Source organism: Allobosea sp. LC85 (assembly GCF_000735605.1).
GTDB lineage: Bacteria > Pseudomonadota > Alphaproteobacteria > Rhizobiales > Beijerinckiaceae > Allobosea.
The window spans coordinates 146,116-167,359 of record NZ_JPKG01000033.1; the positions used below are offsets into that span (position 1 = coordinate 146,116).

General features: G+C 65.8%; 24 protein-coding genes and 1 pseudogene. 14 read left to right on the top strand and 11 right to left on the bottom strand.

The window, feature by feature from the left end; translation table 11 throughout:
- Window positions 1-33: 33 nt before the first annotated feature.
- The 5 genes and pseudogenes from FG93_RS16875 to FG93_RS16895 form a co-directional block, all read left to right on the top strand.
- Window positions 34-852 (top strand): ABC transporter permease, encoded by an 819-nt coding sequence (locus FG93_RS16875; RefSeq protein ID WP_244448641.1) that lies wholly within the window; start codon window positions 34-36, stop codon window positions 850-852.
- 17 nt (window positions 853-869) lie between these two features.
- On the top strand, window positions 870-1,673 hold the full coding sequence (locus FG93_RS16880) for an ABC transporter ATP-binding protein (protein ID WP_043236552.1): 804 nt from the start codon (window positions 870-872) through the stop codon (window positions 1,671-1,673).
- A 9-nt stretch (window positions 1,674-1,682) separates the two neighbouring features.
- The gene (locus FG93_RS16885) at window positions 1,683-2,435 is read left to right on the top strand and encodes an ABC transporter permease (protein WP_043236375.1); all 753 of its coding nucleotides are present in this window, start codon (window positions 1,683-1,685) and stop codon (window positions 2,433-2,435) included.
- Between the two features lie 83 nt (window positions 2,436-2,518).
- The gene (locus FG93_RS16890) at window positions 2,519-3,172 is read left to right on the top strand and encodes a fumarylacetoacetate hydrolase family protein (protein ID WP_200878125.1); all 654 of its coding nucleotides are present in this window, start codon (window positions 2,519-2,521) and stop codon (window positions 3,170-3,172) included.
- Between the two features lie 268 nt (window positions 3,173-3,440).
- Window positions 3,441-3,722, top strand: a pseudogene (locus FG93_RS16895) (transposase); the annotation flags it as partial.
- Window positions 3,723-3,845: 123 nt separating this feature from the next.
- Here FG93_RS16895 and FG93_RS16900 read toward each other — a convergent pair.
- From FG93_RS16900 to FG93_RS33645, 3 genes are read right to left on the bottom strand one after another with little or no spacing between them, the layout of a single operon-like run.
- A complete protein-coding gene (locus tag FG93_RS16900) occupies window positions 3,846-4,100 on the bottom strand; it encodes a nickel-binding protein (protein ID WP_043236379.1) in 255 nt (84 codons plus the stop codon).
- 27 nt (window positions 4,101-4,127) lie between these two features.
- Entirely contained in the window at window positions 4,128-6,659 is a 2,532-nt protein-coding gene (locus FG93_RS16905) for an AAA family ATPase (protein ID WP_043236381.1), read from the bottom strand.
- A complete protein-coding gene (locus FG93_RS33645; RefSeq protein ID WP_043236384.1) occupies window positions 6,578-7,219 on the bottom strand; it encodes a hypothetical protein in 642 nt (213 codons plus the stop codon). Before FG93_RS33645 ends, FG93_RS16905 begins: the two co-directional genes overlap by 82 nt.
- A gap of 141 nt (window positions 7,220-7,360) precedes the next feature.
- Here FG93_RS33645 and FG93_RS32905 point away from each other — a divergent pair, with 141 nt between their 5' ends.
- From FG93_RS32905 to FG93_RS32910, 3 genes are read left to right on the top strand one after another with little or no spacing between them, the layout of a single operon-like run.
- Window positions 7,361-7,795: a cupin domain-containing protein gene (locus FG93_RS32905; RefSeq protein WP_043236385.1), complete on the top strand. Its 435-nt coding sequence runs from the start codon at window positions 7,361-7,363 to the stop codon at window positions 7,793-7,795.
- Window positions 7,796-7,798: 3 nt separating this feature from the next.
- Window positions 7,799-8,713: a class I SAM-dependent methyltransferase gene (locus FG93_RS16920; RefSeq protein WP_200878120.1), complete on the top strand. Its 915-nt coding sequence runs from the start codon at window positions 7,799-7,801 to the stop codon at window positions 8,711-8,713.
- Between the two features lie 29 nt (window positions 8,714-8,742).
- The gene (locus tag FG93_RS32910; RefSeq protein ID WP_161783830.1) at window positions 8,743-8,901 is read left to right on the top strand and encodes a hypothetical protein; all 159 of its coding nucleotides are present in this window, start codon (window positions 8,743-8,745) and stop codon (window positions 8,899-8,901) included.
- A 211-nt stretch (window positions 8,902-9,112) separates the two neighbouring features.
- Here FG93_RS32910 and FG93_RS16930 read toward each other — a convergent pair whose 3' ends face one another.
- Window positions 9,113-10,021 (bottom strand): LysR substrate-binding domain-containing protein, encoded by a 909-nt coding sequence (locus FG93_RS16930; RefSeq protein ID WP_043236390.1) that lies wholly within the window; start codon window positions 10,019-10,021, stop codon window positions 9,113-9,115.
- Window positions 10,022-10,116: 95 nt separating this feature from the next.
- Here FG93_RS16930 and FG93_RS16935 point away from each other — a divergent pair, with 95 nt between their 5' ends.
- The 4 genes from FG93_RS16935 to FG93_RS16950 all read left to right on the top strand — a co-directional run bounded on the left by FG93_RS16935 (window position 10,117) and on the right by FG93_RS16950 (window position 12,147).
- Window positions 10,117-11,016 (top strand): aldo/keto reductase family oxidoreductase, encoded by a 900-nt coding sequence (locus FG93_RS16935; protein ID WP_052513869.1) that lies wholly within the window; start codon window positions 10,117-10,119, stop codon window positions 11,014-11,016.
- A gap of 141 nt (window positions 11,017-11,157) precedes the next feature.
- On the top strand, window positions 11,158-11,388 hold the full coding sequence (locus FG93_RS16940; protein ID WP_043236395.1) for a hypothetical protein: 231 nt from the start codon (window positions 11,158-11,160) through the stop codon (window positions 11,386-11,388).
- Between the two features lie 86 nt (window positions 11,389-11,474).
- Window positions 11,475-11,672 carry a DUF4279 domain-containing protein gene (locus FG93_RS33420; RefSeq protein ID WP_348270479.1) on the top strand — a complete coding sequence of 66 codons (198 nt, stop codon included), beginning with the start codon at window positions 11,475-11,477 and terminating at the stop codon, window positions 11,670-11,672.
- 37 nt (window positions 11,673-11,709) lie between these two features.
- Window positions 11,710-12,147 carry an N-acetyltransferase gene (locus FG93_RS16950; protein ID WP_043236561.1) on the top strand — a complete coding sequence of 146 codons (438 nt, stop codon included), beginning with the start codon at window positions 11,710-11,712 and terminating at the stop codon, window positions 12,145-12,147.
- 71 nt (window positions 12,148-12,218) lie between these two features.
- On the opposite strand, the gene FG93_RS16955 is transcribed toward FG93_RS16950, so the two are convergent.
- From FG93_RS16955 to FG93_RS32915, 4 genes are all read right to left on the bottom strand, one after another.
- Window positions 12,219-15,371 carry an efflux RND transporter permease subunit gene (locus FG93_RS16955; RefSeq protein WP_043236398.1) on the bottom strand — a complete coding sequence of 1,051 codons (3,153 nt, stop codon included), beginning with the start codon at window positions 15,369-15,371 and terminating at the stop codon, window positions 12,219-12,221.
- Between the two features lie 3 nt (window positions 15,372-15,374).
- Complete coding sequence (locus tag FG93_RS16960; RefSeq protein WP_161783831.1) at window positions 15,375-16,511, bottom strand: efflux RND transporter periplasmic adaptor subunit; 1,137 nt, start codon at window positions 16,509-16,511, stop codon at window positions 15,375-15,377.
- Window positions 16,512-16,661: 150 nt separating this feature from the next.
- Window positions 16,662-16,925 (bottom strand): hypothetical protein, encoded by a 264-nt coding sequence (locus FG93_RS16965; RefSeq protein ID WP_043236403.1) that lies wholly within the window; start codon window positions 16,923-16,925, stop codon window positions 16,662-16,664.
- A gap of 333 nt (window positions 16,926-17,258) precedes the next feature.
- On the bottom strand, window positions 17,259-17,414 hold the full coding sequence (locus FG93_RS32915; RefSeq protein ID WP_161783832.1) for a hypothetical protein: 156 nt from the start codon (window positions 17,412-17,414) through the stop codon (window positions 17,259-17,261).
- A 184-nt stretch (window positions 17,415-17,598) separates the two neighbouring features.
- Between FG93_RS32915 and FG93_RS16970 the strand changes: the two genes are divergently transcribed.
- Complete coding sequence (locus tag FG93_RS16970) at window positions 17,599-17,859, top strand: GlsB/YeaQ/YmgE family stress response membrane protein (protein WP_043236563.1); 261 nt, start codon at window positions 17,599-17,601, stop codon at window positions 17,857-17,859.
- 25 nt (window positions 17,860-17,884) lie between these two features.
- On the top strand, window positions 17,885-18,358 hold the full coding sequence (locus tag FG93_RS16975; RefSeq protein ID WP_043236405.1) for a YidB family protein: 474 nt from the start codon (window positions 17,885-17,887) through the stop codon (window positions 18,356-18,358).
- A gap of 266 nt (window positions 18,359-18,624) precedes the next feature.
- On the opposite strand, the gene FG93_RS16980 is transcribed toward FG93_RS16975, so the two are convergent.
- From FG93_RS16980 to FG93_RS16990, 3 genes are all read right to left on the bottom strand, one after another.
- A complete protein-coding gene (locus FG93_RS16980) occupies window positions 18,625-19,395 on the bottom strand; it encodes a pyrroline-5-carboxylate reductase (RefSeq protein WP_043236406.1) in 771 nt (256 codons plus the stop codon).
- 157 nt (window positions 19,396-19,552) lie between these two features.
- Entirely contained in the window at window positions 19,553-20,197 is a 645-nt protein-coding gene (locus FG93_RS16985; RefSeq protein ID WP_043236565.1) for a pyridoxamine 5'-phosphate oxidase family protein, read from the bottom strand.
- A gap of 69 nt (window positions 20,198-20,266) precedes the next feature.
- On the bottom strand, window positions 20,267-21,238 hold the full coding sequence (locus FG93_RS16990; RefSeq protein WP_043236408.1) for an MBL fold metallo-hydrolase: 972 nt from the start codon (window positions 21,236-21,238) through the stop codon (window positions 20,267-20,269).
- Window positions 21,239-21,244 lie beyond the last annotated feature (6 nt).

Genomic DNA, 21,244 nt, shown 5'->3' on the forward strand with positions numbered 1-21,244 from the left:
TTCCGGCAATGCGCACAAGCGGAGTACTCTCCCTTGCAGATTTCCGAACTTGCTCCTGCTTTGCCGGCTCTTCGCAAGGCTCCGGCCCAGCGCTGGCGCGATCTGTTGATCCATCCGCTCGTCCTGCGCCTGGTGTCCTTCGCGGCCGTTCTCGCGCTCTGGGAATATGCCGGGCGGATTCCGCTCAGCCCCGCCTTTCCGACCTTTCTGGAAACGCTCGGCGGACTTGGCGCGATCATGGCCGACGGAACCCTGTTCAAGGCCTTCCTGATCACGCTCCACCCGCTCGTCATTGGCCTCACCGCCTCGATCTTCTGCGGCGTGGCCCTTGGCGTGCTGATGGGCCTGCACGAACCCTCGGAATGGCTGTTCGCGCCGATCTTCGTGATCGCCCAGGCGGCGCCGCTCGCCGCGCTCATCCCGATCCTGACCTTCGCCTATGGCATCGGGCTGACCGCCAAGGTCATGACCGTCTGCATCATGGCGATGCCGGTCATCGTGCTGAACACGCTCGGCGCCGTGCGCAACACCCCGAAATCGCTGCTGGAAATGGGCAGCTCCTTTCTCGCGACGCGCAGCCAGAACATCCGCCTGATCATCCTGCCGGCAGCCAGCCCGATGATCTTCGCGGGGCTCCGGCTCGGCTGCGCCGCCGCCTTCATCGGCGTGATCCTCGCCGAACTGCTGATCACGCCGACCGGCATCGGCGACGTGATCTCCTACAACCAGTCGGTCGCCGACTATCCCAAGATGTACGCGGCCATCCTCGCCATCATCGTGTTCTCGGTCCTGTTCATCGAGCTGCTCGAGCGGATCGAAGTCACCCTGTTCCGACCGGAGGTGCGCAGATGAACCCGAATGTAGCCATCATGGCGCAGCCCGTCAGCGACCGTCCGCCGTTTCCCGTCCGCGCGGCCCGGCCGATCGTCGAAGTGCGCAGCGTCTCGAAGACCTATGCCGGCGGCATCGAGGCGCTCAGCGGCATCTCGCTGGAGTTTCCGGAAGGGCGCCTGACGACGCTGCTCGGCCCCTCGGGCTGCGGCAAGACCACGCTGCTGAAGATCATCGCCGGCCTGATCCCGGCCTCCGGCGGCCAGGTTCTGGTGGATGGCCGCGAGGTCACCGGGCCCGGCCCCGAACGCGCCTTCGTCTTCCAGGATTTTGCGCTGATGCCCTGGGCCAGCGTCATCCGCAATGTCGCCTTCGGGCTCGAGCTGCGCGGCGTCGCCCATAGCGAACGCGAGGCGATCGCGGAACGCCATATCGCGCGCGTCGGTCTCAAGGGCTTTGAGCAGAAATACCCGCACGAACTCTCGGGCGGCATGCGCCAGCGCGTCGGCCTGGCGCGTGCGCTCGCGGTCGATGCCAAGGTCGTGCTGATGGACGAGCCGTTCTCGGCCGTGGACGAGCAGACCCGCCGCAAGTTCCAGGAGGAGCTGCTCGAACTCGTCGCCAATGAAGGCAAGTCCTTCATCTTCGTCACGCACAGCATCGAGGAGGCGGTCTATGTCTCGGACCGGATCGCGCTGCTCTCGCGCCGGCCGAGCCGCGTCTCGGCGATCATCGAGCCGCAGATCCAGCGTGGCGGCGACCCCGAGAAGATCAGGCGCGACAGCGCCTATCTCGATGTCGTCGAAGCGATCTGGCAGCAGCTCAGGCATTACTTGGACTAGGTGGGGCCCATGGTCATTTCAGGTATTCGCCTGCCGACGATGGCGGCGCTTCTCGTCTGGGCCGTGGTCTGGGAGATCGCCGGCCATACCGATGCGGGCTTCATCCTGCCGCCGCTGTCGCGCATCATCTGGCGCGTCTTCGAAATCGTCCCGACAGCCTCCTTCCTCGAGGCGCTGCTGATCACCGGCCGCGCCTTCCTGTTCGGCAACATGATTGCGATTTCCGTCGGCGTCCCGCTCGGCATCCTGATGGGCCGCTCGGTGATTGCCGACCGGCTTCTGCTGCCCTGGGTGAACCTCTTCCTCTCCGCGCCGCTCAGCGCGCTGGTGCCGGTGATCATGGTGCTGTTCGGTCTCGGCCAGACGACGATCGTGCTCACCGTCGTGCTCTTCTCGATGTGGATCATCGTTCTCAATACGCGCGCCGGCATCCGCGCGATTTCGCCCTCGCTGGTCGAGATGGCGCGCAGCTTCGGCGCCAATCGCTGGCAGGCCTTCAGCCGGATCTATCTCTGGGCGGCGCTGCCCGAGATCCTGGCCGGCATCCGCCTCGGCGTGATCCGCGCCGTCAAGGGCGTGGTCATCGGGCAGCTGCTGGTCTCGGTCGTCGGCTTCGGCACGCTGTTCGAGATCTACCAGTCGCATTTCCTGATGGAGCATTTCTGGGCGCTGCTGCTCGTGCTCTTCGCCTTCGCCTTCACCGTCAACGAACTGCTCGCGCGGCTGGAACGTCGCTTCGGCTACTACGCCGCCTCGCGCTGAAGACCCCTCTTGCCAACGAAGGATCACGCAAGATGAATATCGCTACGCCCCAGAACCATGTCGTCCAGGCCCCGGCGCAGGTCATGGTCCCGGTGCGGGGGACGCAAAGCCGTTTCCCCGTTCACCGCATCTACTGCGTCGGCCGCAACTATGCCGCCCATACCATCGAGATGGGTGGCGACCCCAACCGCGAGGCGCCGTTCTTCTTCCAGAAGAACCCCGACAGCGTCGTCCTCGATGGCGGCGATTTCCCCTATCCGCCGCGCAGCAGCAACGTCCATCACGAGATCGAGATGGTGGTCGCGCTTGCCAAGGGCGGCAAGGATATCCCGGTCGAGAGCGCGCTCGACCACGTCTATGGCTATGCCGTCGGCCTCGACATGACGCGGCGCGATCTGCAGGACGAATGCAAGAAGGCGGGCCGGCCGTGGGAGATCGGCAAGGCTTTCGAGCATTCCGCGCCGCTCAGCGAAATCGTCCCTGCGAGCACGATCGGCCATCCCGAGAACGGCGCGGTCTGGCTCAAGGTGAATGGCGAGATCCGCCAGCAGGGCGACCTCAACCACATGATCTGGAAGGTGCCGGAGATGATCTCCTATCTCTCCGGCCTGTTCGAGCTGCAGCCCGGCGACCTGATCATGTCGGGCACGCCCTCCGGCGTCGGCGCGGTCGTCCGCGGCGACGTGATGGAGGGCCATGTCGAGGGCATCGGCACGGTGCAGGCCAAGGTCGCCTGAGCGCCGCGCCTGCGCCCCTTCACGGCAGGCCGGCGTCAGCTGGTCGCGCCGTGAAGCGGCATTTCGACATAGGGGCGCCGACAGGTTGCATGGGGCGATGATACCGTCGGCGCTTGCGACAAGCGCCAGAACCAGGATGGTCGGCGGCGGGGCGGATCAAGATCACCCTGCGTTTGAACGATTTCGTCCAAACGCAGCGTGATCTAGGGTTCGGACCCATAAAATTGTTGGCGTGGCCGGCGGTTTGTACTTCCGAAAGGAAGCGCGGATGAATCGGGATCAGTACTGGCTGACGGAACCGCAGTTTGCGCGGATCGCGCCGCATTTGCCGACGGACACGCGCGGCAAGCCGCGTGTCGATGACCGCCGGGTGATCAGCGGGATCGTCCATGTTCTGAAGTCGGGTGGGCGCTGGATCGATGCGCCGCCCGACTATGGGCCGCGCAAGACGCTCTACAACCGCTTCGTGTGCTGGGCCGCCAAAGGTGTCTGGACCGATCTCTTCCATGCGCTTGCCTGCGCCGGCGGCCCCCCAGCCCAGATCCTTATTCTAACCTTTAGGCTGCCAATGCTGCCGCGCATCCGAAGCTCGCCAAAGCCACTACGACTGATCGCCGATCATGCCGCAGGCGAGGACTGCGACAATCCCCCGTAACATTCTTCATCAGGGGCCTCATTGCCCGCCCAGCATATCGGCGGCCCAGGCTCGTTCGAACTTGGCGTTGGCTTCCCGCTGGACATTCCGGACACTGACCACGTCGGCGGCCTCGTATTCGCAGATCATGCGCAGACGGTCGGCGGACCAGTAGCTGCGGATCCAACGCACATTGTAAAGGTCGAGGCAAGGGGCCATCCGTGCCTCAACCGCGTCGAGGTCCCCTTGTGTGAAGGGCGCCTCGAAGCTCCGCTCGACGATGACACGCGGCATGGTTCATCTCCTGTTCCGTTCCAGCCTTCACATCTGCCCATCGGGCGTGGGAGCGGCCGTGGGAATCGCAGGCGGCGGTTCCGCAAATCCGCACAACGCCGATCGCGCCCGGGCGCTGAGGTCGTCAGGACCGCATGGAGCGGGGTCGAAGCGGCCAGCACCTTGAGCGGGGGCTTCTGCGCCAAATGGCGCAAGCATCGCCTGCGCAATGGCGATCTCGTTCCGCCTGTGCATGATCGAGGCGATCGTCAGCGCCTCAGCGGCGCAGTGCCGGGCTTCCTCGGCGCAGTCCGTCTGTCGATAGAGGCCCGCGGCACGATTGAGCGCGTAGGCGAGGTAGGACTTGTCATCGACCGCTCGGAGCCGCGCTAGCGCTTTCGCCAGCACCGCATTGGCAGAACGCTCAGCCGAGGCAAGCGTGGCAAGCGCCTGTAATGTCTCGACGAACGGTGTCTCATCCTCCTGCAGCCGAGCCGCGACCGTCCGTAGCTCCTCACAGTGGGCCTGCATGTCCGCGTACCGGCCCATCTCCTGTTCAAGCATCGCAAGCCAGGTCAGGCATTTGTACTCGCGCCAGCGGTCTTGGTCCCGGCGCGCGAGAGCGAGCGCGCGAGACAGCGAAGACAAGGCTTCCTCCTCGCGGCCATCCCACCGCTTCAGGAGACCCCGCGCCCAATGCAGTTCGCAGAGATCCAGACCAAGCGAGTCGGCAATGCCGCCAGCCTCGTCGATCAGCTCGCGCGAGCGGGCGATCTCCGTCTCGAGCTCGAGCAGACAGCGCGCCGTATTGGCGAGCTGGCGCGCGCGCGTTTTGTTGTCGGCTGCGCGCCCGGCCTCGGCCGCGCGGAGCGTGCTGCTCTCGGCTCGCTGCACATCGCCCGCCTCCTGATGCACCACAGACAGCAGATAATGCCCGGTGGCCGCCGCCGCCTGAAGGCCCTGTTCCTCGGCGGCATTGGTCGCCTCGGTGATGGCCTCAGACAGCGACGGAAGCGATCGCAGGCCCGGGCCTGTGGCGGCGAGAACGCGAATTCTCAGCAGCGCGATCCGTAGCTCCGGTTCCGCCGGACCATGCCCCAGCCGCTCGACATGACGCAGCCCCTGCTCGGCGAAACCGACAGCCTCCGAGTTGGCGAACAGCCGCAGCGCCTGCTCCCCGGCGAGAATGCAAGCTCGTGCCGCCATCTCGTCCTCCCCGGCGAGGGCGGCATGATGGACGAGGGCTGCCGCCAGCGCGGCGTTGGTGCCGGCGAGAGCGTTCAGACCCTGCGCGATGTGTCGGTGCACCAGCCTTCGCCGTGGCTGCGAGAGAGTGCGATAGGCGGCCTGACGAACGAGGTCGTGTGTGAAGTCGTAGGCATCGTTGCCAACCGGACGCACCAGTCCGCGCCGCTCCAGCTCGCCGAGCGCCATGAGCAGCTCCGCAACATCGAGGGGGACCACGCGCGCGAGATCGTCCGGCGTGAACACGCGCCCATGGGCCGCCGCCCAGATGAGGGTCTCGCGTACCTGATCGGTCAGCGGCGCGAGGTGACCGGCGATGACCGCGTCAATGGTGCGTCCGCCGTCGGCGCCGCCCTGCCGATAGGATCGGGCGAGCTCCAGCGCGAACAGCGGATTACCATTGCTTTCGACGAATATGCGGGTCGCATCCAGCACTGAATCGACCTGGCGTACGAGTTCCGCCGTTTCCGCGGCATTCAGGGTCGCAAGCTCGATCGTCCGCAGCCGTCTATCCCGGTCGAGCGAGCGCAGCACGCGCGACGCAGCTGCGTTGTCGTCGATTTCCCCGGCGCGCGTGGCGCAGGCAATGAGCAGGCCATCCGCGGCATCCATATGGCGCGCGACGTAGTGGAGAAGCGACGACGACGCCTCGTCGATCCACTGAATGTCGTCGAGCATGATCGCGGTCGGTCGTTCCGATGCGATGTCCCGGAGCAGGTCGACTACGGCCTCGAACAGCTGAGCGCGATCTCCGGGACCGTCTCCCGCCGCGCCGAGTTCGGGAAGCAGCAGGCCGAGCTTTGGGGGCAATTCTTCGCGCGATTGCGTACGCACGGTCACGCGCAGGAGATCGATCCAGATGCCATAGGACCGCGCGACTTCGGCCTCGAAGGCCCGCGCGACGAAAGCTTGCCCGCCCGCGGCGATCATACGTTCCCCGACACGCGTGAGCATGTGGCTCTTGCCGATGCCCGGTTCCCCCGTCACGAGTACTGCGCCCGTCGGACGCCTGCCGACCGTCGCATGAACGATGCTATCGATCTCCGTTCGTTCAGCGTCGCGCCCGATGAAGAATGCATCTGGCGGTGGCACGCCTGCAGGCGGGCGCGCCGTGTCCGAGGCGGGGACGGAAGGCTGGGCCGAAGGACGTGTGCCGGCTACGGATTGCAGAGCGCGGCGCGCTTCTTCCAGTGCGTCAGAAGGCGGCGCCCCAAGTTCGATTTCGAGAACACGGCGAGCGCGCTCATAGTGGGCTAGGGCTTCCTTGCTGCGTCCAAGGCGCGAGAGCAGCCTGACGACGGCGGCGTGGCCCGATTCAGACAGCGGATCGGCCATGGCGAGCGAATGCGCATAGGAAAGCGCATCGGTCGGATGATCCTCGAGGCGCTCCACCAGGCGGCGAGGACTGAGAGCCTAAGGCGGCTCGCCGCCTCGCGCTCGGCCATGCACCATTCCTGGTAGCGATAGCAGAGCGGCAGATCGAGGCCATCGAGGAATTCGCCGCCGAACAGCGCGGCCGCTTCCTTTAATGCACCGGTCGGCGCAGCGGAGACATTACCGCCGAGCCGTGATCGCACCACTGCAAGATCGACGGCCGCGCCGCCCAGTTCGACACTAACCCGTTCGCGGTCTGCTACGAGCCGCACGCCCGTCGACCAGTCGAGCAGAGGTCGTATCTTGCTCAGGCTCCAGCGTAGTTCCGCCCGCGGATCGTCGGGGCCGTCCCAGAACAGGTCGCACAGCCGCTCGCGGCGATGCGCCTGGCCCGTGGCGACGAGATAGCCCAAAAGCGCGCGCGTCTTCCGCGATGCCGGCAACACCAGAGCGCGGCCGTCTCCACCGGCGAGTTGCAACTCGCCGAGCAGGCGGATTCTGAGGGGGCCGGAACTTTCCATGCTCCTTGGTCTCAATTGCCGTCTGGCGGCAGTCCCATGCTGGTTCCCACGGGCGCTCCCACGGACATCAGCCAGTCTAGCGCTCAAGATAACGCCGCGAAATCGGCCAATTCGGCCATCGTAGGCATGGGAGAACTAAAAATGAAGACGCTCGCCTCAGCTCTCGCCCTTTCGTTGCTGCTGGGCGGTGCCGCCACAATCGCCGTCGCGCAGCCCACGCAGACCGGCCCGGTCGGCCTCACGCTCACGCCGGTCCTGGAGACGGCGACTACAATCACCGGCCAGCCGATCCGTTTCCCGCAGGGCGATAACCAATTTACCGCCGTGCTGGCGGAAGTCGCGCCGGGCGGTCAGGTGGGCCGGCACATGCACCCGGTCCCGCTGTTCGTCTATATGCTCGAAGGCACGCTCTCCATCGAGATGGACGGTCACGGCACCCATACGTTCAGCGCCAGCCAGGGTTTCGCCGAGGTGACCAACCTTTGGCACAACGGCCGCAACGTGACCGACAAGCCAGTGCGCTTCCTCATCGTGTTCTCCGGTCAGAAGGGCACACCCAACCTCATCCGGCCATGAACGTTGCGTGCCCGCCTGAGCACCCCCCGAAATAAGGGAGACATCGCTATGATGACCACAGCCTCAGCAAAACCGTTCGATCCGATCAAATACAAGGAGACGACCCGCGAGCAATGGCAGGCCGCCGCCCGAGCCTGGAACGACTGGGGTCCGCTGTTGCGCGCTTGGCTCGGGCCGGCGACGGAGATCATGCTCGACATCGCGAAGATTGGGTCCGGCCACCGGGTGCTCGACGTGGCGGCCGGCGCCGGCGATCAGACATTGCAGTCGGCTGACCGCGTCGGACCGGCCGGTCATGTGCTCGCCACCGACGTCTCCAAAAACATCCTTGCCTTCGCGGCCGAGAATGCCCGCAAGGCCGGACATTGCAACATCGAGACCAAGGTGCTGGACGGTGAGGATCTGGACGTGCCGGAAGGCACATTCGACGCGGTGATCTCGCGCGTCGGCTTGATCTACTTTCCGGACCAGCAGAAGGCGCTCGCTGGCATGAAGCGGGCCTTGAAGCCCGGGGGCCGCGTCGCGGCCATCGTCTACAGCACCGCGGAGAACAACAAGTTCTTCTCGATTCCGGTCTCCGTCATTCGCCGCCGCGCCAACCTGCCGCCGCCGTTGCCGGGCCAGCCCGGGCCGTTCAGCCTCGGCGGCCCCGGCGTGCTGGAGGAGACCTTCCGCAAGGCCGGTTTTCGTGACGTCGCAAGCCGGACCGTGGCCGCGCCTGTGCGGCTGAAGACCGCGGCGGAATGCGTGCGCTTCGAGAAGGAATCGTTCGGCGCACTGCATCAGATGCTCGCCGGCCTCGACGACGCCGGACGCGAAGCAGCGTGGCGCGAGATCGAGCAGGAGCTGGAACGCTTCGAGACTTCGTCCGGCTTCGAGGGGCCATGCGAGATGATCGTCGCCGTCGGCGTCAAGTGAGCGCGCGTAGCGAGAAGGAGGAGATCGTCATGCCTGCAAAAGTCGCGGTTATCCAGAAGCCGCCCGTCCTGCTCGACCGCGATGCCACCATCGGCAAGGCGATCGAAGCTATCGGCGAAGCCGCCGATGCCGGCGCCACCCGCAGATCCCGTGAAGCTTGCGGCGGCCATCGAAGGCTTGGTTCGTGACTGACGTCTTGCGCTTCATGGCTCCGCTGTATTGGCATCGGTTCGCAACGGAGACGCGATGAAAGTGGCTGTTCCTGGCAAGGCCCTGGGCAAGATCGTTTGCAGCAGGCCATGGCGGCGCGAATTGGCGGGAAAGCCGGAAAACGCGCGCCGCTGCCATGGACGATTTGTGGACCGTTGGTTTCACCGGACGCTTACGACTCCGTTCCCCTCAACCGCTTCTCGTCGCGGTCTTGATGTGGTCAAGGAAGGCCCGGAGCGGCGCCGGCACCAGGCGCCGGCCGGGATAGTAGAGAAACGGGCCGGAAAAGCTCTCCCACCAGGGTTCGAGCACCGGCTCCAGCGCGCCGCTGGCGAGATGGGGCGCCAGCCACTCCTCGAACAGGTGGATGATGCCGAGCCCGCCGAGCGCGGCCGCGATGGCGAGATCGACCGCGCCGCCGGGGCTGACCACCAGGGGGCCGGACGGCTCGATGCGGACGGTCTCTCCGCCCTGTTCGAACTCCCAGGGCGCCATGGCGCCGCTCGAGAACCGGCCGCGCAGGCAGGCATGGTCCAGCAGGTCCTGCGGGTGCCGGGGGCGGCCCCTGGCGTCGAGATAGGCCGGCGCAGCAGCCGTCGCGAACCGTTGCTGGCGCGGCCCGATCGGCACCGCGATCATGTCCTGCTCCAGCCGCTCGCCATAGCGGATGCCGGCATCGCAGCCGGACGCGAGCACATCGACGAAGGCGTCATCCGCGATGATCTCCAAGCGGATCTCCGGATAGGCCGCAAGAAAGCCGGGCACGATGCCGGGCAGCACCAGCCGGGCGACGCTGACCGGCACGTTCAGCCTCAGCGTCCCCGCTGGCCGCTCGCGGAACCCGTTCACGACGTCAAGCGCGGCATCGACCTCGCGCAGCGCCGGCCCCAGCCGCTCCAGCAGCCTGGCGCCGGCTTCGGTCGGGGCGACGCTGCGGGTGGTCCGGTTCAGCAGCCTGACGCCCAGGCGTGTCTCAAGTCGGCGCACCGCCTCGCTCAAGCTGGAGGCGCTGATCCCGCTGCTCCGCGCCCCCTCGCGAAAACCCTTGGCCCGGGCGACAGCGACGAGCGCCTTGAGGTCTTCGAGGTCGATCTGCATTGTCTGGAATTCCGCACAGCCTGTTCCGATTGTGCGCTCTAATCCGGCAGTCATCCAGTCGCTATCTCGTGCCGGTCAGCAACAGGAGAGCGACGATGAGAGCGAGCACATCTGGCATCGACCAACCCATGACCTTCCGCCTCGGGGATCGCGAGGTGAAACGGCTCGGATACGGCGCCATGCAGCTGGCCGGCCCCGGTGTCTTCGGCCCACCAAAGGACCGGGACGCAGCGATCAGGGTGCTGCGCGAAGCGATTGCCCATGGGGTCGACCATATCGACACCAGCGATTTCTACGGGCCGCATGTCACCAACCAGCTGATCCGCGAGGCGCTGTCGCCCTATCCCGAGGATCTCGTCATCGTCACCAAGATCGGCGCCCGGCGCGGCGCCGACGGATCCTGGCTTCGCGCCGCCGCGCCGGACGAATTGCGGCAGGCCGTACACGACAATGTGCGCAATCTCGGACTCGACGCGCTTGAAATCGTCAACCTGCGGCTCTGGGGCGATGGTCATGGCCCGGCCGAAGGCAGTCTCGCGGCCGAGTTGACGGTGCTTGCCGAACTCCAGCAGCAGGGCCTCGTCCGCCATATCGGCCTCAGCAATGTCACGGCCGGCCAAGTCGCGGAGGGACGCGGCATCTGCGAGATCGTCTGCGTCCAGAACCACTATAATATCGTCCACCGCGCTGACGACGCGCTCATCGACGAACTGGCGGCCAGGGGCACGGCCTATGTGCCCTTCTTCCCGCTCGGAGGGTTTTCGCCCCTGCAATCCGCGGGGCTGACCGAGGTCGCGGCCAAGGTCGGCGCAACGCCGATGCAGGTCGCGCTCGCCTGGCTGCTGCAGCGCGCACCGAACATTCTGCTGATCCCGGGCACCGCGTCGGTCGCCCATCTCCGCGAGAACCTCGCCGCGGGGGCGCTGGAGCTGAGTGGCGAGGCGATCGCGGCGTTGAACGCGATCACTGCTGGATCCGCCTCAGTCCGGGCCTGACGGTGGCGCGGGGAGGCCGGCTGCTACCGGGTGGGGACAGGAGGCGGCAACGCTCTCCCGGCCCCCGGCGCGCCGTCTGCAAGAATGCCCTGGAACAGGTTCGCTTGCAGGAGGGTTGTTGCGGCAACCAGGGAGGTTCCAATGGCCAAACAACCCGAAGCCCTTGCCACATTCGCCGCAGCGGCCCGGAAAGGCGGGAAGAAGCCCGACGATATCGGTCTCACCGCGACGCCCGAGACGGCACCTCTTCCCGGCGATTCCGAGGAGGAGGCCAAGGCCGCCACGAAGGTGCTGCGCGAGGGTGTGCTCAAGAAGGATGAGGGCGCAGACGAGGCGATCGACAAACTGCCCGATCGCACGCGGGATCTGTGAGCCGAGGGCGAGCAGGACGATCTGGCAGTACCAGCGTTTGAGCGTCAGGCCGGACCGGTCCTCGCCTCCGCTCCCTGAATGCTCGGATCGTCATGCTTCTTGCCAAGCTCCCGAACGACCTGTCCATCTGGCGTCAACTGTCCGTGCACTATCAGTGCGACGTCTTCTGCGGCCTGTTCATGCGGGAGAATAACGAAGGGACGGAGTTCAAGCCCCACGTCCTATTGATGCTGGGTGACCGTGGGCTGAGGCTGGGATTGGATGTCTACGACTGCGCGGACTGACCAGGGTCCTCGGTGGGAGACGGACGCGGGAAACCCCATGAAAATCCAACTGTGCGAGGTGACGAATGAAACGGTACGCGCAGTGTGCGCATTGGAGGTTCGCGACGATCAGAAGGGCTACGTTGCAGCGAATGCGCTCTCCATCGCCCAAGCGCATTTCGAGCCAACGGCCGTGTTCCGCGCCATCCACCTCGGCGAGCATCCCATTGGGTTCGTTCAGTGGCGAAGCGCGGAGACACCGGGCACGGCGACCCTTTGGCGCTTCATGATCGACAGGGCACATCAGGGGGCCAGGCACGGTCGGGCAGCCCTGGATCTCGCCTTGCAGCACATGAAGTCCAGCGGCTTCGAGACGGTTGAAACGAGCGTTGTGCTGGGTCCGTCGAGCCCCCTTGAGTTCTACCTGGCACAAGGCTTCGTCGAACTCGGCCGGACGACGCCCGGCGGTGAGTGGTTGTTGAGCAGACCCCTCTAAAACTATTAGAGTCGATCACGTTTTCTGCGTTTGGACGATGTCGTCCAAACGCAGCGTGATCTAATGCCGACTCAGTGCGGGGCAGGGGCCGGCTTGCCGGCTAGCGCTTCCTCCTGCGGCTTGCCCTTGCTGCGTTCGCGCATCCACTGGAACACGACATAGAGCATCGGGATCAGGAAGATGCCGAAGATCGAAGCGAAGAGCATGCCGCCGAAGACCGGCGTTCCGACGGCGCGCCGGCTGAGCGCGCCTGCTCCGGTGGCGATCACCAGCGGCAGCAGGCCGAGGATGAAGGCGAAGCTCGTCATCATCACCGGGCGGAAGCGCAGCCTGGCGCCGGAAATCGCGGATTCGACGATCGTTTCGCCCTTGGCACGCTGCTCCAGCGCGAATTCGACGATCAGGATGCCGTTCTTCGCCGCGAGCGCGATCAGCACCACGAGGCCGATCTGGGCGTAGACGCCGAGGCTGACGCCGGTGAGCGCAATCGAGGCGATGGCGCCGAGGATCGCGACCGTGACCGAGAGCAGCACCGCGATCGGTACGTTCCAGCTCTCATAGAGCGCGACGAGGAAGAGATAGGCGAAGAGCACGGCGAGCGCGAGCACGATCGTGGTGCCGCCGCTTGCCGCCTTCTCCTGCAGGGCCGTGCCGGTCCATTCGAAGCCGTAGCCCGCCGGCAGGGTCGTTGCGGAGATCCGTTCCATGGCCTGGAGCGCCTGGCCCGAGCTGACGCCCGGCCGCGGCGAGCCGTTGATGATCACGCTCCTGTAGCCGTTATAGCGCGTCAGGGCCTGTGGCCCGGTGACGAGGCGCACCTGCGAGAGCGCATTGAGCGGCACCATCGTGCCGGCATTGTTGCGGACATAGATCTTGCCGATATCGGTCACGGACCGCCGGAAGGGCGTCTCGGCCTGGACATTGACCTGCCAGGTTCGGCCGAAGACGTTGAAGTCGTTGACATAGTAGCCGCCGAGCGTCGCCTGCAAGGCGCTGAAGACGTCTGAGATCTTGACGCCGAGCACCTGCGCCTTGTCGCGGTCGATATCGAGATAGATCTGCGGGGTGTCGGCGGCGAAGGTGCTGAAGACCCCGGCGAGCTCGGGCTGCTGGTTGGCGGCGATCAAGAGCCCGCGCATCGTCGCGGCGATATCGGTGGGCGACTGGCCCTGCAGGGCTTCCAGCACATATTGGAAACCGCCGGTGCTGCCGAGGCCCACGATCGGCGGCAGGTTGAAGGGAAAGACCGTCGCCTGCTGCACGGCGGCAAGCTGCGGCCGCAGCGCCCCGATGATGGCGCTGGCGCCCTGCGCCGGGTCCTTGCGCTCCTCGAAGGGCTTCAGGCGGACGACGAAGAAGGCCTGGTTGGACGAGGCGAGGCCGTCGATGAAGTTGAAGCCGACGACGGAGAGCACGCCTTCGACGCCGGCGATCGGCCGGACGATGGCCTCGACCTGCTCGACCACGGCCGCGGTGCGGTTCACCGAGGCGCCTTCGGGCAGCCGCATCGCGATGAAGAAGGCGCCCTGGTCCTCCTCCGGCAGGAAGCTCTGTGGCGTTGTCACGAAGAGCCCGCCCGTCGCGGCAATGATGCCGACGAGCACCGCCACGACGACGACGGCGATCCTGACCAGGCGCCTGACGATCGCGGCATAGCCGTCGCGGACCTTGTCGATGCCGTTCATCACGTAGCGCATCGGCCCGCCGCTGCCATGACTGCGCTTGATCAGGATCGAGCAGAGCGCCGGGCTCAGCGTCAGGGCATTGACCGCCGAGATCAGCATGGCGGCCGAGACGGCGACCGCGAATTGCCGGAAGAGCTGGCCGCTGATGCCGGGAATGAAGGCGACCGGCACGAAGACGGCGAGCAGGACGAAGGTGATCGCGATGATCGGCCCGGTGATCTCGCCCATCGCCTTCTTGGTCGCGTCCGCGATCGAAAGCTCCGGCTCCTCCTCGACGACGCGCTCGACATTCTCGATCACCACGATGGCGTCGTCGACGACGATGCCGATCGCGAGCACGAGCGCGAGCAGGGAGACGGTGTTGGCGGTGAAGCCGATCACCAGCATCACGGCGAAGGTGCCGATGATCGAGACCGGCACCGCGATCAGCGGAATGATGGTGGTGCGCAGCTTGCCGAGGAAGAGGAAGACGACGAGGCCGACCAGCACGAAGGCTTCGAGCAGGGTGCGGATGACCTCGTCGATCGTGGCGCTGACGAAGACCGTGGTGTCGAAGAAGATGCCGTAGGCGAGATCCTCCGGGAAGCGCTTGGAGAGCTCCTCCATCGTCGCCCGCACCTTCTTGGCGACCTCGATCGCGTTGGCGCCGGGCGACTGGTAGATGCCCATGGCGGCGCCGGGCGCGCCGTTGAAGCGGCTGTAGCGATCCGAGGTGCGGGCGCCGATCTCGACGCGCGCCACATCCTTGACGCGCACGACCGAGCCGCCCGGATTGGTGCGGAGCACGATATTGGCGAACTCCTCCGGCTTGGTCAGCCGGCCCTGCGTCTTGACGGTGAGCTGGTATTGCTGGTCGCTGCTGACCGGCGCGGCGCCGATGCGGCCCAGCGCGGCCTGCACGTTCTGGCCCTGGACGGCGCTGATCACGTCGCTGGGCGTCAGGTTGAGCGCGGTCAGCCGGTTCGGGTCGAGCCAGACCCTGAGCGAGTAATCGAGCGGGCCGAACAGGCTGACCTGGCCGACGCCGTTGATGCGGGCGAGCGCATCGACCAGGTTGATCGTCGCGTAATTGCTCAGATAGAGCGAGTCGAACGAGTGCTTGGGCGAGTGGATCTCGACCACCTGCAGCAACGCGGCGGATTTCTTGCGGACGGTCAGGCCCTGGCGCGTGACCTCGGTCGGCAGCTGCGGCTGGGCGAGCGACGAGCGGTTCTGGACATTGACGGTGTTGATGTCCGGGTCGGTGCCGAGCGCGAAGGTGACGTTGAGCGTGTAGCTGCCGTCGGCGCCGCTGGTCGACTGGTAGTAGAGCGCGTTGTCGACGCCGTTGATCTGTTGCTCGATCGGCTGGGCGACCGTGGTCTCGACCACCTCGGCATCGGCGCCGGGATAGCTCGCCGTCAGGGTCACCTGCGGCGGCACGATGTCGGGGAACTGCGCGACCGGGATCGTGAAGATGGCGATGATGCCCGCCAGCGTGATGACGATCGAGATGACGAAGGCAAGGCGCGGCCGGTCGACGAAGACGGATGAGATCACGTCCTAGCTCCCGCTTGCCGGAGCAACGGGCGTGGCGCTCACCGTCAGGCCGGGGCGCACCTTGACCAGGCCGTCGACGATGACATTTTCGCCCTCGGTGAGCCCGGATTCGACGACGATATCGGCATCCTGCTGCGCGCCCAGCTTGATGCGGCGCTGCTGGGCCTTGTTGTCCTTGTCGACGACCATGACGTAGCTGCCGGCCTGGTCGACCTGGATGGCCGCCTGCGGCACGACGAGCCGCGCCTGCTCGTGCCGTTCGCGAATCTCGACCGAGACGAACTCGCCATCGATCAACTGGCGATCGGGGTTCGGGAGCGAGGCTCGCATCGTCACGGTGTCGGTCTGCTGGTCGACCTGCGGGTCGGTGTAGTTCCAGACGCCGGGATGGGGGTATTCCTTGCCCGAGGACATGCGCACGGTGATCGCGATCTTGCCCTGGCCGCCGTCCTCCCGCCGGCGCGCCTCGCGCAGCTCCTCGAGCTGGCGCACGCTGACCTGGAACAGGACATACATCGGGTCCTGGCTGACGATGGTTGCGAGTGCATTGCTGCTGGGGCCGACGAGATTGCCCTGCGTATAGGCGGTGCGGCCGATGCGGCCCGCGATCGGGGCGATGATGTCGGTGTAGCCGAGGTTTTCCTTGGCCTGGGTCAACGCCGCCTGGTTCTGCAGCACCGCGGCATGGGCGATGTCGAGGCTGGCGCGGTTGGCGTCGAGGGTCGCCTGCGAGACGGCTTGCGTCTTCACCAGGTCCTGCGAGCGGGCATAGGTCAGCTGCGCATTGAGCTCCTGGGCCTTGGCGGCGGCGAGATTGGCCTGCGCCTGGTCGAGCTGCGCCTGATATTGCACCTTTTCGATCTGGTAGAGGACGTCGCCGGCCTTGACGTCCTGCCCCTCAGTGAACTGGATTTTCTGAAGGAAGCCCTGCACGCGCGCCATCAGGGCCACGCTTTCGGGCGCCTTGATGCGGCCGACGAAGGAATAGGCCCAGCTCACCCCCTTCTTGGCGGCCGGCATCACACCGACGGCAGGCGCAGGCGGAGCGGCCGGCGGTTTCGCGGCCTCCCGCTCATTGCAGGCGCCAAGCGCCAGCACCATGACCGCGATCGAAACCAGCAACCGGAAACGCATCCGCATGCCCCGCATGATCGATCCCAGGGACTAAATCCTCGCAGGGATTTAACCCGAAACCCATCGTGGCAAACTTCCGGGTGCTTGCACAGAGGCTTGCGGATGCCGAAGCGGTGGGGGCGGGTTCGGTGAGGCTGCCGGCGTTTCCGTGACGGATCAGAGCGGCCCGACCACGTCCGGATTCATGGCGACGAAGAGCTCGGCCTGGCGCTCGAACAGCATCCATGCCGGATCATTCTCCGACCGTCCAGCGTGGCAGTGCATGACCGTGAAGATCGCAACCGTCCCGGCTGCCTGGTCGGGGTCTATCCGCGCGGCCCGGCACATCGCCCTGGCAATTCTCTGGATGCGCGGATCATCCGGTCGACCCGCCGCGGTCTCCGGTGCGGCGACCGGCTCGGCTTCATCGATCAGAGACATGGCGGACCTCCCGTCCTGGCGTAAACCGACCCCAGCCCATGCGACAGGATCAAACGATTGGCCCGGCCAGCGGTTCCCGCGGCAAAGGCGCGCGCCTTCGTCGCTCGGCAGCCATCGCAAACCGGGCAGTAGCGCAGGCCCCCCGAGCCTGAATGCATCCGCATGCAGCGCGTCAGCCGCTGGGGTGACGGTTCTTGATACCCGCGGCGAGCAGAACCGAGCGCCGTGACGTCGCTATCCTGCCCTCGCGCGTCTCGCCCGAGAGGCATGCCCGGAACCGGCGGTCTCCCGTGGCCGTTTCATTTTCGACGGGCCGCGCATCCCCACTGATCGTCAGCTCGTCCCAAGGAGCGTCTGATCGCTGGCAAGGATCGCCTGATCGCTGGCAAGGATCGTCTGATCGCTGGAATGTGAGGCCTGAAGCAGTCCGATGACCTGTGTCGGCGCGGAAAAGCCATAGACGCATTTGGCCGATGGGGTCAGCTTCATGGTGGGCTCCAGCGTCTTCCGGCTTCAATCGAGGAGCGGTGATTTCGTTCCGAAGAAGGCGATCGCCTGGGCCGATGGGCCAATCGGGAACCAACGCGCCGATCGGCGGTTCAGACTGTGCTTGGGCGTCGCTCGGCGCGGCTTTGTGCCGTGGGACGCGACCGGGCTATTGGGGGAGGACATCGTGAGCATTGTGTGGACCATCGTCATCGGCTTTCTCGCCGGAGTAATCGCCAAGTTCCTGACCCCTGGGTCCAACGAGCCTGCGGGCTTTGTCCTGACGACCATTCTCGGAATCGTCGGCGCCTTCGTTGCGACCTATCTCGGCCAGGCCCTCAACTGGTACGGCCCCGGGGAAGGGGCGGGCCTGATCGGGGCGGTCATTGGCGCCGTCATCGTCCTGATGGTTTGGGCCTTTTTCTCGAACCGCCAACGCAGCGTGTAACACCCAAGCGCAAGGAGCGAACCTCATGAGCGAAAAGGGCTTTCCGTCGATGACGGCACTGCTGGGCCTGCTTGCCCTCGCAGGGTACCAGAACCGGGACAAGATCGCCGAGTGGCTCGGCCAGGCCAATCAGCCGGATCGCGCCGGGGCACCGGCCGGCGACATCCCGAAAGGCGCGGACACGGTCCTCGGCGATCTCAGGGGCACAGCGGGCGCAGGCGGGATCGGCGGCTTCCTGAACGGCGGCCTGGGCGAACTGCTTGAGCGCTTCAAGCAGGCCGGCCAGGGCGAGAAGGCCGATTCCTGGGTGCGGCAAGGCGCCAATCAGGAAGTCGCGCCCCCGGACCTGGAACAGGCGATCGGTCCCGATGTCCTGGCCAAGCTCGAACGTCAGACGGGCCTGTCCCGCGATGAGCTGCTGTCCCGCTTGTCCCGGCGACTGCCGGACGCCGTGGATCGCTACACGCCAGACGGCAGGCTCCCCACCGCCGGGGCCTGATCTCGCCCCCAGTGTCGACGAGCGGGCGTGACGAGCGCGCTGACGCGGATGCGTCGCGCCCCGGCTCGGCTGGCACCAGGGCTCGGTTCCGAGACGAGCCGCGTCATCGGTCGCGCCGTCGGCCAGTCGTGAGCTCGACAGGCTCGCGGCTGAATCGCGTCAGCGGTCCGGGCCGATCAGCGACGTCACTTCGGACCACTCAGCCCATGTGAGCGCCTGGTACAGCGCCCGGCCGTCCGGTGTCGCGATCAGAGTGCGATCGTGGCTCAGGACGCCGAGATGCGTCGATGCACGTCATCAAGACTGCCTGAGAAGACATCAAAAACCCTGTGCTCCGTGAGTGCGCGCAAAACCTGCTCGTTGATCCCGCCGCGCGTCGCATATTCTTCAGCCAAATGCATGAAATCGGCATCCGGATTTGTTTCCGGGGCGGCTGCCAGCGCCTTGAAAAGGCTGGCGACATAGTCGCGTGCCTGCGGTTTCGCCACGCCGTGATCTTCAAGCCATCTGTGAATCGTATCGAGATACGTGAAATGCGTCGCAAACGTCGCGGTAGCGACACTCAAGGCGTCAAACTCGCTTGAATTCTCGACCTCGATCACCTTTCCCAGCCCGCCGAACAGTGCCGCCATGCCGGGATCGGGCGGGCACATGATCGTCGCCCCCTGCCTATGCGCGACCATGGGCATGGGAAGTGCTTTCGTCACCTGCCCAGCAGGCGCGGTCAACGCGGCTATCGTCTCGCGGGACAGCGTGGCGATCAGGCTGACGACATGATGATCACGACGAAATCGCAATTCCGGCAGCACGTCATGCGCGAGCTGCGGACGAACCGCGAGCATGACGGTGTCGCAAGCGTCCAGGACTGCCTGATTATCGGGAGCAACCCGTACATCCCGATAGCGGGAAGCCAGGCTGGCAGCGATGTCTTCATTACGGGGCGACAGGACAACGGACATGGAATTGTCTGGGTCGGATTTGAGCCCGGTGACAATCGCGGATGTGAGCGCGCCTGTACCGATGAAGCCGAGTTTCATGAGGTGCCTCGCAGCTTGGGGTTCTGGATGGTGTGTCAGCCCGGAATCTAGATCGCCGTGCGTCCGTTCGGACGCAGGATGGGCGATCTACCTCTTTGTTTGGGCATCGGATTCTTCCGAAAACCGGATTTCAGCAGGCAATCGCTCGGCAATCCGGTCACACCGGTCCCTGGCCCAGGCGATGTTTCAGCCTGCGGTTCTCGTCTTCAAGAAACGTCAATCTGGCTTTGACCGGCTCCAGCCATTCGGCGAGCTCGGCCTCGCTGAAGCGCGGCGTGATGTGTTGCGGACAGTTCCAGTCGAAGGCCACGATCGCAATCGTGACAGCCCGTTCGACGCGGGCGTCATGGCCTGGAACGCTCAGCCTGGCCGCCAGTGCCGTGTCGGCGGTCGCGTCGGCGACATGCATATGCCCGAAGATCTTCAAACGGCGCTGATGGGCATAATCCATCAGGAACAGCGAGACCCTGTCATTGCCCGCGACATTGCCCGTCGTGATGTATTGCCGGTTTCCTCGATAATCCGCGAAACCAAGGGTCTTGCTGTCGAGAACCTTCAGGAAACCGATCGGTCCGCCACGAAACTGGAGATAGGGCCAGCCCGTCTCCGAGACCGAGGCGAGATAGAACGCGTCGCTCCGGGCGATGAACGCCTCCTCTTCCGGCCCGAGCAGGTGGTTTCGAGGAGGAGCTCCAGGATCGAGCGTGCCGTCGATCCTGGCGTATTGACCCGCGCTGCCATAGTGCTGGCGTGCGCCTTTGACTGCCGGGGTCGAAGCGATCTCGAGATATTTGTGAAGCATGCGAGCCTCCGATATCCGAGCCGGCGCAGCCGCCGCTCGGAAGAATTGCGCTGCGCGCGACGAGGGCATTCAGATCTGCTGGGCCCATTCTGCCGAAAGCCAGCGCAGCCGACCGCCATCGGAAACGATGTGGCCAAGCCCCGGGAACGGCATATGCGTGGCGGCAATCAATGCCTTCTCCTCGGCCGCGCGCGGGAAGAAACGGGCGCGCATCGCGCGGGCAGCCTCCGGATCCTGCTCGAAGACGAAGCCGATATCGGTGGCGGCCGGATGGAGCGACGGATGGAAGAGCATGTCCGAGACCATGAGCAGGCTCTTGCCGCCGTCCTCGATGCGCACCCCGATATGTCCAGGGGTGTGGCCGCTGAGGTCGACGATCGAGACGCCGCGCGTGATGCTGCGCTCGCCATCGATCGCTTGCAGTTTCGGATAGAGGCGAACGAACTCCGCCGATGCATCGAAGCTGCTCTTCAGGAAGCCCGGCGCCGCCGAGCGCTTCGCCGGATCGGTCCAGTGAGCGATCTCACGCCTGTCGACATAAATCTCCGCGTTCGGGAAATTCCGGCGGCCGCCCGCGACCAGGCCACCAATATGGTCTCGATGCATATGGGTCACGATGACGGCGTCGATGCTCTCGGGCCTGATCCCGATCGCCTCCAGGGCGGAGGGTAGCTTTCCGCTCTCCCCAAGCAAGCCGGCCGGCCCCGTGTCGATCAGGATGCGCCGCTCGCCATCCTCGATCAGGTACTGGGTGAACATCAGGCGGATGCCGCCGGGCCTGGCCGCGAACTGCGCCGCCGCCGCCTCTTCGATCTCGCTGGGCTGCCGTCCCACAAAATAGGAGAACGGCATGTCGGCAAAGCCGTCGGTCAGCGCGGTCACCGCGAACCGCCCGATGGAGACCCGCGCCAGGGGCGGGACAGCCCTGGAGGCGATCGACTGAGCCTGCGCGACCCCGCTGCCGGCGGGCAGCACGGAGCCACCGGCCAAGGCTAGGGCGGGAACGGACAGGGCGAAGGCGCGACGGGATAATGCGGTCATCGAAGG

Bases quoted from the DNA above. Each gene is read 5' to 3' on its own strand.
- FG93_RS16880 (WP_043236552.1), top strand. From the start codon at position 870: ATGGCGCAGCCCGTCAGCGACCGTCCGCCGTTTCCCGTCCGCGCGGCC.
- FG93_RS16885 (WP_043236375.1), top strand. From the start codon at position 1,683: ATGGTCATTTCAGGTATTCGCCTGCCGACGATGGCGGCGCTTCTCGTC.
- FG93_RS16890 (WP_200878125.1), top strand. From the start codon at position 2,519: ATGGTCCCGGTGCGGGGGACGCAAAGCCGTTTCCCCGTTCACCGCATC.
- FG93_RS16900 (WP_043236379.1), bottom strand. From the start codon at position 4,100: ATGCCGCGTGTCATCGTCGAGCGGAGCTTCGAGGCGCCCTTCACACAA.
- FG93_RS16905 (WP_043236381.1), bottom strand. From the start codon at position 6,659: ATGGCCGATCCGCTGTCTGAATCGGGCCACGCCGCCGTCGTCAGGCTG.
- FG93_RS33645 (WP_043236384.1), bottom strand. From the start codon at position 7,219: ATGGAAAGTTCCGGCCCCCTCAGAATCCGCCTGCTCGGCGAGTTGCAA.
- FG93_RS32905 (WP_043236385.1), top strand. From the start codon at position 7,361: ATGAAGACGCTCGCCTCAGCTCTCGCCCTTTCGTTGCTGCTGGGCGGT.
- FG93_RS32910 (WP_161783830.1), top strand. From the start codon at position 8,743: ATGCCTGCAAAAGTCGCGGTTATCCAGAAGCCGCCCGTCCTGCTCGAC.
- FG93_RS16930 (WP_043236390.1), bottom strand. From the start codon at position 10,021: ATGCAGATCGACCTCGAAGACCTCAAGGCGCTCGTCGCTGTCGCCCGG.
- FG93_RS16935 (WP_052513869.1), top strand. From the start codon at position 10,117: ATGAGAGCGAGCACATCTGGCATCGACCAACCCATGACCTTCCGCCTC.
- FG93_RS16940 (WP_043236395.1), top strand. From the start codon at position 11,158: ATGGCCAAACAACCCGAAGCCCTTGCCACATTCGCCGCAGCGGCCCGG.
- FG93_RS16950 (WP_043236561.1), top strand. From the start codon at position 11,710: ATGAAAATCCAACTGTGCGAGGTGACGAATGAAACGGTACGCGCAGTG.
- FG93_RS16960 (WP_161783831.1), bottom strand. From the start codon at position 16,511: ATGCGGATGCGTTTCCGGTTGCTGGTTTCGATCGCGGTCATGGTGCTG.
- FG93_RS16965 (WP_043236403.1), bottom strand. From the start codon at position 16,925: ATGTCTCTGATCGATGAAGCCGAGCCGGTCGCCGCACCGGAGACCGCG.
- FG93_RS32915 (WP_161783832.1), bottom strand. From the start codon at position 17,414: ATGAAGCTGACCCCATCGGCCAAATGCGTCTATGGCTTTTCCGCGCCG.
- FG93_RS16975 (WP_043236405.1), top strand. From the start codon at position 17,885: ATGAGCGAAAAGGGCTTTCCGTCGATGACGGCACTGCTGGGCCTGCTT.
- FG93_RS16980 (WP_043236406.1), bottom strand. From the start codon at position 19,395: ATGAAACTCGGCTTCATCGGTACAGGCGCGCTCACATCCGCGATTGTC.
- FG93_RS16985 (WP_043236565.1), bottom strand. From the start codon at position 20,197: ATGCTTCACAAATATCTCGAGATCGCTTCGACCCCGGCAGTCAAAGGC.
- FG93_RS16990 (WP_043236408.1), bottom strand. From the start codon at position 21,238: ATGACCGCATTATCCCGTCGCGCCTTCGCCCTGTCCGTTCCCGCCCTA.